At 66.6% G+C, this 13,618-nt stretch carries 13 protein-coding genes; 7 read left to right on the top strand and 6 right to left on the bottom strand.

From position 1 onward, the window contains the following. The first annotated feature begins 89 nt into the window (after positions 1 to 89). From C7I55_RS00320 to C7I55_RS00295, 6 genes are all read left to right on the top strand, one after another. Positions 90 to 749, top strand: a complete 660-nt coding sequence (locus C7I55_RS00320) for a hydrolase (protein WP_106510919.1) — start codon at positions 90 to 92, stop codon at positions 747 to 749. Positions 750 to 843: 94 nt separating this feature from the next. Further along, the gene (gene wrbA, locus C7I55_RS00315; RefSeq protein WP_106510918.1) at positions 844 to 1,443 is read left to right on the top strand and encodes an NAD(P)H:quinone oxidoreductase; all 600 of its coding nucleotides are present in this window, start codon (positions 844 to 846) and stop codon (positions 1,441 to 1,443) included. A 70-nt stretch (positions 1,444 to 1,513) separates the two neighbouring features. Further along, a complete protein-coding gene (locus tag C7I55_RS00310; protein ID WP_106510917.1) occupies positions 1,514 to 1,966 on the top strand; it encodes an ester cyclase in 453 nt (150 codons plus the stop codon). After that, on the top strand, positions 1,963 to 2,916 hold the full coding sequence (locus C7I55_RS00305) for a zinc-binding dehydrogenase (protein WP_106510916.1): 954 nt from the start codon (positions 1,963 to 1,965) through the stop codon (positions 2,914 to 2,916). Before C7I55_RS00310 ends, C7I55_RS00305 begins: the two co-directional genes overlap by 4 nt. A gap of 95 nt (positions 2,917 to 3,011) precedes the next feature. Then, the gene (locus C7I55_RS00300; protein WP_106510915.1) at positions 3,012 to 3,908 is read left to right on the top strand and encodes a LysR family transcriptional regulator; all 897 of its coding nucleotides are present in this window, start codon (positions 3,012 to 3,014) and stop codon (positions 3,906 to 3,908) included. 103 nt (positions 3,909 to 4,011) lie between these two features. After that, entirely contained in the window at positions 4,012 to 4,371 is a 360-nt protein-coding gene (locus C7I55_RS00295) for a hypothetical protein (RefSeq protein WP_146150888.1), read from the top strand. Between the two features lie 8 nt (positions 4,372 to 4,379). On the opposite strand, the gene thiD is transcribed toward C7I55_RS00295, so the two are convergent. Next, the gene (gene thiD, locus C7I55_RS00290) at positions 4,380 to 5,198 is read right to left on the bottom strand and encodes a bifunctional hydroxymethylpyrimidine kinase/phosphomethylpyrimidine kinase (protein WP_106510913.1); all 819 of its coding nucleotides are present in this window, start codon (positions 5,196 to 5,198) and stop codon (positions 4,380 to 4,382) included. A gap of 19 nt (positions 5,199 to 5,217) precedes the next feature. Further along, on the bottom strand, positions 5,218 to 6,552 hold the full coding sequence (gene glmM, locus C7I55_RS00285; RefSeq protein WP_106510912.1) for a phosphoglucosamine mutase: 1,335 nt from the start codon (positions 6,550 to 6,552) through the stop codon (positions 5,218 to 5,220). A gap of 167 nt (positions 6,553 to 6,719) precedes the next feature. Between glmM and C7I55_RS00280 the strand changes: the two genes are divergently transcribed. Continuing rightward, a complete protein-coding gene (locus C7I55_RS00280) occupies positions 6,720 to 8,003 on the top strand; it encodes a dicarboxylate/amino acid:cation symporter (protein ID WP_106510911.1) in 1,284 nt (427 codons plus the stop codon). Between the two features lie 6 nt (positions 8,004 to 8,009). Here C7I55_RS00280 and C7I55_RS00275 read toward each other — a convergent pair whose 3' ends face one another. From C7I55_RS00275 to C7I55_RS00260, 4 genes are read right to left on the bottom strand one after another with little or no spacing between them, the layout of a single operon-like run. Next, complete coding sequence (locus tag C7I55_RS00275) at positions 8,010 to 8,714, bottom strand: NnrU family protein (RefSeq protein ID WP_233221958.1); 705 nt, start codon at positions 8,712 to 8,714, stop codon at positions 8,010 to 8,012. Beyond that, a complete protein-coding gene (locus C7I55_RS00270) occupies positions 8,711 to 10,123 on the bottom strand; it encodes an amidohydrolase family protein (RefSeq protein ID WP_106510910.1) in 1,413 nt (470 codons plus the stop codon). Before C7I55_RS00270 ends, C7I55_RS00275 begins: the two co-directional genes overlap by 4 nt. Continuing rightward, on the bottom strand, positions 10,120 to 11,544 hold the full coding sequence (locus C7I55_RS00265; RefSeq protein ID WP_106510909.1) for an amidohydrolase: 1,425 nt from the start codon (positions 11,542 to 11,544) through the stop codon (positions 10,120 to 10,122). The genes C7I55_RS00270 and C7I55_RS00265 overlap by 4 nt, the downstream gene beginning before the upstream one ends. Next, positions 11,531 to 13,537, bottom strand: coding sequence for a peptide MFS transporter (locus C7I55_RS00260; RefSeq protein WP_106510908.1), 2,007 nt, complete (start codon positions 13,535 to 13,537; stop codon positions 11,531 to 11,533). The genes C7I55_RS00265 and C7I55_RS00260 overlap by 14 nt, the downstream gene beginning before the upstream one ends. Positions 13,538 to 13,618: the final 81 nt, after the last annotated feature.

Here is a 13,618-nt window from a genome sequence, read left to right as displayed (position 1 = left end):
GCCACTTCGTGCACCCGGCGGTCACGAGGCCACCCCGTCGCAGCGCCTCACCGATGCGGAGAGGCCTCACACAACAGAAGGATCATTCGATGAACACCAACAGCACGGCCTATCAGGGCCTCGGGGCGATGCTGACCCCGGACAATTGCGCGCTGATGCTGATCGATCACCAGCCGTTCCAGGTCAGCGGCGTCAAGAACATCGATGCCGCACTGATGATCAACAATGTCGTGGCGCTCGCGAAATCGGCTAAGGCCTTCGGGGTCCCGACCTTGCTGACGACCGTCCTCAAGGATCGCGGCGGCAACCTGATCAAGCCGCTTCAGGCCGTGTTCCCGGAGCAGGTGCCGATTGATCGGACCACGATCAACACCTGGGAAGACCGGAATTGCGTCCGCTGGTTCGAGGAGACCGGCCGCAAGAAGATCGTCATCGCCGCGCTGTGGACGGAAATCTGCCTCGCTTTCCCCGTCATCCACGCTCTGGGAGAAGGCTATGAGGTGTATTTCGTCACCGATGCGTCCGGCGGGACGAGCGTCGAAGCGCATGAAATGGGCATTCAGCGCATGATCCAGGCCGGAGCGATCCCGATCACCTGGGCGGTCTTCGCTTCCGAGCTTCAGCGCGATTGGGCACGCACCGAAACCGGTGCCGCGCTCGCCGAGATCCTGCTCGATCACGGCGGCGCTAGCGCCACCAACCTGGCCTGGGAATGGCAGCTGCTCGGCCTTGATCAGGCAGCCTCCTGACGCGCTCCGGGGGGCGGCTGCCACGCAGCCTCCTCCCGACAGTCGTACTTTGCCGTGCACCTGCACTCTTTCGCCTCATTCCAGGAGCGCCCCAATGGCCAAGATCCTCGTTCTTTATTATTCCTCCTACGGTCATATCGAGAAGATGGCGGAAGCGGTGGCGGAAGGCGCACGCCGCGGCGGCGCCGAAGTCGACATCAAGCGCGTGCCGGAGACCGTTCCCGAAGAGATTGCGCGCAACGCCCATTTCAAGCTCGATCAGGCGGCACCGATCGCGACGGTCGCCGACCTCGAACATTATGATGCGATCGTCGTCGGCACCGGCACCCGCTTCGGCCGCATGTCCTCGCAGATGGCGGCCTTCCTCGATCAGGCCGGCGGCCTGTGGGCGCGCGGCGCGCTCAACGGCAAGGTCGGCGGCGCCTTCACCTCGACCGCCAGCCAGCATGGCGGCCAGGAGACGACCCTGTTCTCGATCATCACCAATCTCTTGCACTTCGGAATGACGATCGTCGGTCTGCCCTACAGCCATGCCGGCCAGATGAGCGTCGACGAGATCGTCGGCGGCGCGCCTTATGGTGCGACCACCGTCGCCGCCGGGGACGGATCGCGCCAGCCGACCGAAATCGATCTCAATGGCGCGATGCACCAGGGCGAACTGATCGCGATCACCGCCGGCAAATTGTTCTCGTGATACCCGCCCGATGCGCGCGCGGGCGCCAGCGATATCTGCTCGAGCCTGAGTGCATGGAAGGAAGATCCTGATGATCGGAACCACCTTGTCTCCGGAAGATGCCAAGGCGATCGTCCGCCGCAACACCGAGGAGGTGCAGAGCAAGGGCGACTTCGCGCTGTTCGAAACATTGTTCGCCGACGACTTTCGGGATCGCACCCCTCAGCCCAACATGAGCCCCGACAAGGACGGCGTGCGGATCCTCTACAAGCGGCTGCGCGCTGCCTTTGGTGACTTCCATGCGGTCATCCATTGGCAGGCCGCCGATGGCGACATCGTCACCACCTTCAAGACCTACCACGGTGTCCACCGCGGCGAGTTCCTCGGCATCGCCCCGACCGGACGAACGATCCAGTTCGACACCGTGGATGCCATGCGCATCGTCGATGGGCGGATCAGCGAGCATTGGGGCGTGGCGGACCTTTACGGCCTCGTCCGCCGCCTCACCGAGCAGGCTCCGCCGTCGTCCGGAGAAGCCGCATGAGCGTGGTGATACGCCTGCGCCAGCCTGGCCCTTCCTCCGTGCTCACGGCCGAGGACGAGACGGTGGGCGCCCCCGGCCCCGGCGAGGTCCGCCTCCGCCACGAGGCGATCGGCGTGAATTTCCTCGACACGATGTTCCGCAGCGGAGCCGTCGAAGTACCGCTTCCGTTCGTCACCGGCATTGAAGGGGCGGGCGTGATCGAGGCCATACACCCCGACACGCGGGGCTATTCCGTAGGCGACCGGGTCGCCTATTTCTTCGCCCCGGGCGCCTACGCCGCAATGAGGCGCGTCGCCGCGGAGGCGCTGGTCCCGCTCCCTGCTGACGTCGGCTCGACGACCGCCGCAGCCATCCTGACCAAGGGCATCACGGCCTGGCTCGCGTTGCGTACCCTGTTTCCCATTACCGGTGGAGAAACGATTCTGGTTCAGGGGGCGAGTGGCGGTGTCGGCTCGCTGGTCGCCTTGTGGGCGAAGTCTCTCGGCGCGACGGTGATCGGGACCGGGACACCGGAGAAGGCTCCCGACGTCGCCGCCCGGGTGGACGCATTCATCCCGTCCAGCCTGCCGGATGCCGCCTTGCAGATACGCCACGCGGCTCCGCAAGGCGTCGATGCGGTGTTCGACTTCATCGGCAAGGCTGCGCGGGATGCCACTATGAAGAGCGTCAAGGACGGCGGTACGATCCTCAACATCGGTGCGGCCTCGGGGGGCTCCGACTTCGATCCCGATCTTCTTCACCAGCGTCGCATCCAGATCTTGCGCGCAAGCGCTGCGCAAGCCGTCAAGGGAGAGATGCTGCAGCATGCCGCGCACGACGTCTTCGCGGCCTATCGAAGCGGCACGTTCGGCGAGATCCGCCCCCACATCTATCCGCTCTCCGATGCGCCGAAAGCGCACCAGGACATCGCCGATCGCACCAACAGCCGATTCGCCATCCTGCTGCCGTGATCCGCGCGGAGGGCGGCGGCGCCGGACGTTGTTCCTGGAGCGGGATCGGTTATGGGGCGGCGGCGCTCGCGCGGCGAGGCTGATGGAGGTCCGATGTGCGGGGAAGCCAGTTCGTACAGCTGCAGGCGCTGGCGGCGATCGTCGAGGCCGGGAGCTTCTCGCGCGCCGCTGCCCAGTTGCAGATATCGAAATCGGCGCTGAGTCAGCTCATCCGGGCGCTGGAGGATCAACTCGGTGTCCTGCTGCTGAATCGAACCACGCGCAGCGTGGCGCCGACGGAGGCGGGGCAACGCCTCCTGGACCGGTTCACGCCTGTCATGGAGGAACTGCAACGCGCTCTCGACGAGGCGCGTAGCGCCGGAAGCACGCCTGCGGGCGTTTTGCGGATCCACGCGCAGAAACTCGGCTACGATCGCTACCTCAAGCCGATCATCGGACTTTTCTGTTCCGAATATCCCGCGATCGTCCTCGACATCACCATCGACGACGCCCCGATCGACATCGTCGCCGAAGGCTTCGACGCAGGCATTCGGCTCGGCGAGCTTCTCGATCAGGACATGATCGCGGTTCGCCTCGGCGCGGAGATGCGCCAGATTGCGGTGGCCGCCCCCTCTTATGTCGCCGAACATGGCGTCCCCGCCCATCCGCGAGACCTGCTCGGTCACCGCTGCATCAGCTTCCGTTGGCCGGGTCAGGACGCGATCTACAGCTGGGAGTTCGCCGAGGGCGACAGCTGGTTCTCGGTCGCGGTCCCGAGCATTTTGGTGATCAACGACCAGCGCGCGACCATCGACGCTGCCGTCGACGGGGCTGGCATCGCATTCTGGGTCGAAAGCGAAGTCGAAGCGCTGATCGAGGCCGGCAAACTGGTGCCCCTGCTGGAGGCGTGGAGCAAACCCTTTCCGGGCTTCTACCTCTATTTCCCCGCGCTCAAGCAGCGCGCACCGGCGCTGAAGGCATTTACGAGCTTCCTGCGCACACATGCGCGTTGATGGCGCACCCCGGAAGGCCTTTCGCGCCGAGAGTGCAGACCACCGCAACTGTTTCGCGCCCGCGTCGTTCATCGCGCGACCGCAATTGCTTCAGGATCTCGCGATGAAGTTGACCGCCCCCGCTCTCGCTCTCGCCGCCGGCCTCGGCCTTGTCGCTTGCGGAGGGCAGCAGACGCCGGCCGAGAACACCGCCGACGCGCTGGAAAATGCGGCCGAGCAATCGACTCCCGAAGCCGCCGCCGTTCTGGAAAACCAGGCGGACCAGATCCGCGACTCCAATGGCACGCAGCCGATCCAAGAGCCGGGGTCCGCAGGCCAGCAGGCGCTTCAGGATGCCGGCAATGCCCAGGCCGCGACCGCCCAGCAGCCCGCGCCTCCGGCGCAAGGCGCCAAGCCGCATGCGGCCGGCGATCCGGTCCCGCCGCCCAAGACGACCGGCGCAGCACCTCACGGCAGCCACTAAGCCCCCGCTCAGCTTGCCGCGGTAATCCGCGCGAACGGATCGGCGCCGAGCGAATGGCCCATCGGGCCATGGCCGGCGCCGAATCCGGGTGCGGCCGCGATCGTCGCCTGAACATAGGCGCGTGCGCGGTCGACCGCATCCTCGAGGGCCATGCCGGCACCGAGCCCGCAGGCGATCGCGCTGGCCAAAGTGCAACCGGTGCCGTGGGTGTTGCGTGTGTCGACCCGTGCCGACTGCCACCGCCGCGGCTCCGTGCCCGCACGGACGAGCAGATCCTCGAGCATATCCCCCTGCAAATGCCCGCCCTTGGCGAGCACCGCGGCGCCCGTGCGCTGCGCCAGCGTCTCGGCGGCAGTGGCAAGGTCGTCGACGCTCTCGACTCTGCACCCGGCCAGCACCGCCAGTTCGGGCGCGTTGGGCGTGACCACCGTCGCCACCCGCAGCAGCCGCTCGAACGCGGCCACCGTGTCAGGGTCGGCGAGCACCGATCCGCTGCTCGCCACCATCACAGGATCGAAGACGATCGGAATTGCACCAAGTCGCTCCAGCCGTCCAGCGAGCGCATTCGCCGTCTCGGCCGAGCCGATCATGCCGAGCTTCACGACATCGACGCCGAGATCGCCGATCACCGCGTCGATCTGCGCCAGCACGAAATCGGCCGGCACCGGCATCACCCCGGTCACGCCGAGCGTGTTCTGCGCGGTGAGCGCGGCGATCGCGGTCATCGCGAAGCCGCCGAGCATCGTCACCGTCTTGATGTCGGCCTGGATCCCGGCACCGCCGCCGCTGTCGGATCCGGCGACGATCAGCACTCTGGCGGGGTTCATCGCGGCGTCGGCGGACGCATCAAGCCGCCTTCACCGCTTCACAGATCGAATCGACCACATCCTCGACGAGCTTCTCGTCCTCGCCTTCCGCCATCACCCGGATCAGCGGCTCGGTGCCCGATTTGCGGATGACCAGCCGACCGACATTGTTCAGGCGCTTTTCCGCCTCTGCGATCGCGGCCTTCACAGCCTCCGTCTCGAGCGGCGCGCCGCCGCCGAAGCGCACGTTCTTCAGCAGCTGGGGCAGCGGATCGAACGCGTGCAGCACCTCGCTCGCCGGGCGTCCTTCCTCGACAAGGCAGGCGAGGATCTGCAGCGCCGCGACCAGACCGTCGCCGGTGGTCGCATAATCGGAAAGGATGATGTGCCCGGATTGCTCGCCGCCGACGTTGAAGCCGCCGGCGCGCATTCCCTCCAGCACGTAGCGGTCGCCCACCGCGGTGCGCACCAGATCGAGCCCGTTGGCCTGGAGAAAGCGCTCGAGCCCGAGGTTGGACATGATAGTGGCGACGATGCCGTTGCCTTCCAGCAGCCCGCGCTTGGCCCAGGACAATGCGATCACCGCCATCAGCTGGTCGCCGTCGACGAGCTTGCCATTCTCGTCGACGATGATCACCCGGTCGGCGTCGCCGTCGAGCGCGATGCCGAGGTCGGCACCCTCGGCGACGACCCGCGCCTGCAGCGCCGCCGGGGCGGTCGATCCGCAGCCGTCGTTGATGTTGGTGCCGTCGGGCGTGACCCCCATCGCGATCACGTCGGCGCCGAGCTCCCAAAGCGCCGAGGGCGCCACCTGATAGGCGGCGCCGTTGGCGCAATCGACGACGATCTTGAGACCGTCCAGCCGCAGTTCCTCGGGAAAGGTCGATTTGGCGAAGTGGATGTAGCGGCCCCGCGCATCCTCGATCTTGCGCGAGCGGCCGATCGCCGAGGCATCGACCAGCTTGGGCGCTTCCTCGAGCAACGCCTCGATCGCAAGCTCGTCGTCGTCGGACAGCTTGTAGCCGTCCGGCCCGAACAATTTGATGCCGTTGTCGTAATAGGGATTGTGGCTGGCCGAGATCATCACGCCGAGATCGGCACGCATCGAGCGGGCCAGCAGCGCAACCGCCGGCGTCGGCACTGGCCCCACCATCACCACGTCCATGCCGACGCTGGTGAAGCCGGAGATCAAGGCGGTTTCCATCATATATCCGGAAAGCCGCGTATCTTTGCCGATCACCACGCGGTGGCGATGGTCTCCGCGCTGGAAATGGGCGCCGGCGGCCTGGCCGACCCGCTGGGCCATCTCGGCAGTCATCGGATGCTGATTGGTCCGACCGCGAATTCCGTCCGTCCCGAAGAACTTACGACCCATATGCTTACCCCGGATGTTGCGCCGAACATCGTCGTCGGCTGATTGCGCCGGTCATAGAACGGGATCGCGCGAGGGGAAAGCACCCGGCCTCCCGCAACCTTCTTTCGTGCGCCGCATTTGAGCCCGGCTCCCTTCCGCGCTCCGGCGGACGTGGCTAAGGAATGGGCATGAACCAGGCCAAACGCATTCTCGGCTCTCTCGCCATCGGCATCCTGCTAGGCATTCTCAGCGCCCGCTACGGCAGCGGTTGGGTCGAGAGCGCCATTTCTGTCGCCGAGCCGATCGGCACGATGTGGCTGGATGCGCTGCGCATGACGATCATCCCGCTGATCGTCTCGCTGCTCGTCACCGGCATCGCCGCGTCCGCGGAAGCGGCGCGCGCCAGCCGCCTTGCTTTCCGCGCCGTGATCCTGTTCATGGCGGTGCTGTGGAGCGGCGCGATCATGTCGGCCTTCATGACTCCCTTCCTGTTGCGTCTGTGGCCGATGCCGGCCGAGGCCGCGGACCGGCTCAAGACCGCGCTGACCAGTTCGACCGACAAGGTCGGCGAGATCCCGACGCTCGGCCAGTTCCTCACCTCGATCATCCCGACCAACCCGATCGCCGCGGCCGCGAACGATGCGATCCTGCCGCTGATCTTCTTCACCGTGGTGTTCGCCTTCGCCCTCACTCGCCTCCCTCCGGCGCAGCGCGAGCTGCTGACCAGCTTCTTCCGCGCGATCGCCGATGCAATGCTGGTGATCATCAACTGGGTGCTGTGGCTCGCCCCGCTCGGCGTCTTCGCCCTCGCTTATGTCGTCGGCGCCCGTGCCGGGCTCGCCGCGTTCGGGGCGCTGATCCATTATGTGATCATCATCGCAGCGATCGGAACGATCGTCTGGATCGGCGCCTGGCCGCTCGCTTATTTCGGCGCGCGCATCGGTCCTCGCGCCTTCACCCGCGCGATCGGCCCCAGCCACGCCGTCGCGATCAGCACCCAATCCTCGCTGGCGTCGCTGCCGGCAATGCTCGGCGGCGCCGAAAAGGTCGGTGTGCCGGTGGCGGCTTCGGGCGTCACTCTCCCGCTTGCCGTCGCCTTGTTTCGGGCCACCGGGCCGGCAATGAACCTGGCGGTCGCGATCTACGTCGCCAACTGGTTCGGAGTGCCGATCGGGCCGATGCAGATGGCGGCGGGAGTCGCCGTCGCGGCAACCACCACGTTGGGATCGATCAGCCTGCCCGGCTCGGTGAGCTTCATCAGCGCGATCGGCCCGATCTGCATCGCCATGGGCGTGCCGATCGAGCCGCTGGTGCTGCTCGTCGCGGTGGAAACCCTGCCGGATATCATCCGCACCACCGGCAACGTCGCCATGGATGTCGCGACCACCGCCACCGTGGCGAAGCGGTCGGGCTTCGACGAGACCACCCCGCTCAGCGATCAGGACCGGCTGCTGCAGGAAGAGCCCGCCTGAAGGCGATCAGTCGAGGCCCGCTCCGGTAAGGGTCGCGATCGGCGAGACTTCCGGCGCGTGCAGCCACGTCGCGACCAGCCAGAAGGTCAGGCCGCCGCCGAGCGCGATCCAGCCGGGGAAGGCGGATCGCCAGGCGAGCTTGCGCGTGGCCACCGCAGCAAACGGCACGAAGCTCGTCCTCCGTTCATAATCCACCCAATTCTGCCCGACGACCGATCTCTTCTTCCGGTCCTGGCCGATCGAGCCGGCCATCGCCAGAACGAGGATGCCGATCGCCACGATCAGGTTGCGGGGAGACCAGGACAGGCTGATGTGGACCAGCGCCCACAGGGCGAAGCTCCAGTTCATCGGGTGGCGCGTGATCGCATAGACGCCGCGCGGCGGCTCTCCGGCGCGCTTGGCGGCGCCGCGAACCGGAAAAGCGGGATTGCGGATCAACGATCCTGCCAAAAGCACGCAGGCGAACAGCATCACCGCCGAGGCGACCGGCCACCACCATCCGGGCGCGATCCACAACGGCATCGAAAACTCGATCGCGCGATAGGCAAGGATCACCCAGCCCAATGTCAGGATGGCGACGATCGAATAGAGCGCGGTGAACCCCGCCTCGCCCAGATTCTGGACGAGGCGGAGGCGAAGCGGGTGAGACAAGGCAAGATGGGATCCGACGAAGCCGGTCGTCGCCAGCGCAAGGCCGGCGGTATCGATCACCGTTCGTAGGCCTTGGGAAGCGCGCCCTCGCTCACATTGCGGTAGCGATCCCTGAGCTTGGTCTGGTGATTCTGCAGCGGCTGCTGCACGCCGTCGATCATCACCATCACCGGTGCGGATCCGTTCTCCAACGGATCGCCGTCCCAGATCACCACGTCGGCGCGGCGCCCGGCCTTGAGCGAGCCGAGCTCGGCGCCGAGGCCGAGCGCTTCGGCCGGACCCGAGGTGATCATCCGCAGCGCCTCACCCCAGGCCACACCGGCCGCGCCGGGCACCTTCTGGAGCGCGACGAGGTTGCCGGCATATTGGGTGGAGAGGCGGATCTGGCGGCTCTCCTCGTTGTTGATCAGGCCGAGCGAGACGTCGACGCCTGCCGAGCGCATCCGCGCGACATTGGACTGGGTGGCGGCGAGCTGCTCGAACGAGGACGGCAGGTCGTTCAGCGCGTTGGCGATCACCGGCACGGCGGCAGCGCGGATCCGCTCGGCGACGGTCCACCCCTCGGTCGCGCCGACGAGGACGAGGCGGAGGTTCGGGAATTCGCGCTTGAGCGCCAGCACCTGGAGGATGTCGCTGGCGCGTTCGGCGTGGACGAGCAGCCGCTGCCGCCCCTGCAGCACCGGCACCAGCGCCACCGCGTCGAAGCGGGTGAGCAGCACGTCCTCGGAGCGCTGCGCGCCGGCGGCGAGCAGGCGGCCCTCCGGCACTTCCTCGAGCGGCAGGTCGCGCTGGTCGCTCGCCCGCGGTTCGCGGCTCGCCGTACCACCACCGGAAATGCCGGTAGTGCGGCCGAGATCACGCGCCTCGCGCAGCGCATTGCGGAACAGCACATGCGCCGAGGCGCGGCTGCCGCCCGCCTCGTCCGCGCCGGCCTCGCCGAGCTCGACATATTGGAAGGCACGGGCGCGGGTGATCGGCTCCATGTCGGCGCCGAGATCGATGATCGCGCCCTGCCCTGCGAAGATGCTGCGCGCCGTTTCGGGCGCCACCACCGCGCGGGTGACGCCGCCGGTACGGCTGACCGCAACGCCGGCCGCCCTGGGATTGATCGCCGGCGCGACGTCGATGGCGGCGCTGAACGGCGAGTTGCCGGCCGACGTGTCGTTGGTGGCATTCACCGCATCGACCTCGACCAGGCCGACGCGCGAGAAACCGGCGACGATCCCGGGCGTGACCCACCGGCCCGCGGCGTCGACCTGCTGCGCGCCGGCGGGCACCGCCAGGTCGCGGCCGGCCGCGACGATGCGGCCGTCGCGGATGATGACGGTTCCGCCCTGGATCGGCTCGGAGCCGTCGCCGAGGGCAACGTTGCCGCCGGTGATCGCAATCGTCTGGGCAAAGGCTGGGCCGGCGGCGAGGCCGAGGGCGAGCAGGACGGCGCTGCGCTTGATGCTGTCGATGGCGCTCACTTCACGTCCCCTTCGCCGGGCTGGCCAAGCTCGAAATCGGTCACCGGGCGGCGGCTAGGATCGGCCGAATCGTACATCAGCGCGCCGTCGATCCAGACTTCCGCGGGCCGTGTGTAGACGCTGAACGGGTGGCCGTTCCACAACACAACGTCGGCCATCTTGCCGGGCTTGAGGCTGCCGGTCTTGTCGGCGACTCCGATCGCCCGCGCGGGGTTGATCGCAAGCCAGGTCCAGGCGACCTCGTCCGGGATCTGGATGCCGACCTTGCGTCCGAAGGCGAGCGCCTTGGCCGCTTCCTGGTTGAGCCGCTGGATGCCGTTGGGATCGTCGGAGTGGACGATCGTACAGGCACCGGCATTGTGGACGAACGGGATATTCTCGTTGATCCCGTCATAGGCTTCCATCTTGAATCCCCACCAGTCCGCCCAAAGCGCCGAGCAGATGCCGTTCTGCTTGAGCAGATCGGCAACCTTGTAGGCCTCCACGGCGTGGTGGAAGGTCGAGACCTTGTAGCCGAACTCCTTCGACATATCGATGATGTTGGCCATCTCGTCGGCGCGGTAGCAATGGTTGTGGACCAGGATGTCGCCGTCGAGCACGCCGCGGAGCGTGTCCATGGCGAGATCGCGGGCCGGCATCTCGCCGCCGTCTTTTTCATATTTGTCCCAGCGGCGCCTATATTCCTGCGCCCGGGCCCAGGTCTGCCGCATCACGGCGACATTGGCCATTCGGCTCGCCGGCATCTGGTTGCGGCCGCCATAGACACGCTTCGGATTCTCGCCGCACGCCATCTTGAGGCCGTAGGGTGCACCCGGGAACTTCATTTGCTGCATCGTCCGGCCCGGCACGTTCTTCAGGGTCACCGAGCGGCCGCCGAACAGATTGGCCGATCCGGGGAGGATCTGCAGCGACGTCACCCCGCCATTGGTGAGCGCGCGGGTGAAGCCTGGATCCTGCGGCCAGACGCTGTGCTCGGCCCACACTTCCGGCCGCACCGGGCCGGTCACCTCGTTGCCGTCCTGGTGCGCCTCGACCGAGGGCGAGGGATAGTCACCAAGGTGGCTGTGAACGTCGATGATGCCCGGAGTGACCCATTTGCCGGTGCCGTCGATGCGGGTCGCCCCATCCGGGATCGGCGTGTCGGCGCCGCCGACCGCGCGGATCACGCCGTCGGCGAGCACGATCGTGCCGTTCTCGATGCGCCCGCCTTCGCCGTCGAAGATCGTCGCCCCGGTGATCGCCGTCACCACGCCCGGATAGACCTTGTAGGTCGAGGGGAAGGGATCGCGCGAATAGGTCGCCGGCTTCGAACGCGCCGGGCCGTTGCTCGCGCTCTCCGGGGCTTTGCTTTCGGTGCTGGTGGTGGCGCAGGCGGCGAGGGCCGCCAGGAGGGGAAGAAGAAGACCCTTATTTGACACCATGCATCCACTTCTTGAGCAACGGCGAGAGGAGGAGGAGGAGCAGGCCGATGCCCGCCGAAACGAGGCCGATCGTCCAGAAGACGTTGCTGTAGGTGTCGAGGCTGACCTTGAGATTGGTGACCTGACCGCCGACGGTCTCGACGCTGGCAACCTGGGCGACGATGCCGGCGACATATTGCGCGACCGAGATCGACAGGAACCACACACCCATCATCATGCCGACGATCCTGGCGATCGACAGCTTGGTGATCATCGACAGGCCGACCGGCGAAATGCACAGCTCCGCGATCGAGTGGATCAGATACAGGCCCGCAAGCCAGGCGAGGCCGACCTTGAAGTCGGGACCGGCCGAGGCCGCACCCCACACCAGGAACAGGAAGCCCGCGCCGACGCCCATCAGGGCGATGGCGAACTTCACCGGAATGGTCGGCTCCACGCCGCGCTTGGCCAGCACGTTCCAGAGAATGCCGAACACCGGCGCCAGCAGCACGATGAACAGAGCGTTGAAGATCTGCGTCTGTCCCGCCGGCATGATGTAGACCGGCATCGCGCTCAGACCCTCGCGGGCGAAATGAAGCCCGACCACGATCGCCGCGGCGAGGCCCAGGAAGCCGAACCCCATCGTCCGCTTGGTCTCGCGCGGCTCCCCGAAGGCGAAGAACCACCAGGCCAGCGCGCTGATGCCGCCGGCGAGCAGAATAGCGACCAGATAGTAGGTGATCGGCGCCGCGCGGAACATCGCGAACAGCGGGCCGGTCCATTGGATGGCGAGATCGGTGTTGCGGTCCGCGAACAGGGTCAGCGACGATCCGGCCTGCTCGAACAGAGTCCAGAAGACGACGTTGAAGATGATCAGCACCATCGCCGCGACCATCATCTGGAATTCGGCGCGCGAGCCGTTGCGCCACGACCAAATGAGGATCGCCGGCACGCCGATCAGGAACGTTCCGAACAGCACCTTGCCCATGATCGGCAGCGAGAGGATGTATCCGACGATCCCGGATCCGGCTTCCGGCGCCACATAGTTCATCAGATTGCTGAACAGGAACCAGACCACCGGCACCGCTGCGATCGCGGAAATGTAGATGATCATGTCGCGCTCGCCGCCCACTCCGGCAGGGCGTTCGCCATAGCCGTTCAATCGGCCGCCATCGAACTGGATCAGCACCCACGAGAAGAGCATGCCGAGCGCCGCCAGGCCGAAGCCTGCCCACGGGCCGACCCAGACGTAGAGAAGCGGGCAGAAAAATTGGGAGATCAGGGATCCGAGATTGATGCCCATGTAGAAGATGGTGAAGCCGGCGTCGCGGCGGCGATCCCCCTCGGCGTACAGCGATCCGACGATCGTCGAAATATTCGGCTTGAAGAAGCCGTTGCCGATCGTGACCATCGAAAGGCCGGCGAGCAGAAGCATCGTGAAGAAGCTGGAACGCTCGCCCTGCGATTCGAAGCCGCCTGCGGCGATCCGCCGGGTCTCGGTTCCGTCGGTGGCGAGCAGCGACACCGATTTGTCGTCGTTTCCGCGAATTTGCAGACGCTGGTCGCCGGCGACCAGATATTGCGGCGATCCCTCGGCCGCACGATCGATCTGGACTTCGTAGCGTTGCCCGTCGACCAGCGCGTACGGCTTGGCGGCATCGCCGCCGAAGCAGAGGGTGAAATAGCCCAGCGCCATCAGCACCGCGCCGAATTTGACCGAGCGCTTGGAGCCGAGATATCGGTCGGCGAGCAATCCGCCGATCAGCGGGGTGAGATAGACCAGCGCGGTGAACCCACCGTACAGGCCGGTGGTGGTCTGATCGCTGAACAGGAAATGCTGCGCGAGATAGAGCGTCAGCAGCGCCCGCATGCCGTAAAATCCGAACCGTTCCCACATCTCGGTGGTGAACAGGCGCTTCAACTGTCGGGGATGCTCGAACCAGGTGTCGTTATCGCTTCGTGAGACGCCGGGGCGCTCGCCCTCGGTCGTGTTGTCGGCGGCGACATTCACCATATACGGAACTCTCCAGGAGGCTGCCGCGAAGGGCGCCAGGGGGTAAGTGCAATCGGCGCACCCTAGCGGGCAATTTGGCCT

The sequence above is a fragment of the Allosphingosinicella deserti genome (assembly GCF_003012735.1).
GTDB classification, from domain to species: Bacteria; Pseudomonadota; Alphaproteobacteria; order Sphingomonadales; family Sphingomonadaceae; genus Allosphingosinicella; species Allosphingosinicella deserti.
Note: the sequence above shows the minus strand (reverse complement) of the source record. Positions and strands in the feature narration are given on the sequence as shown.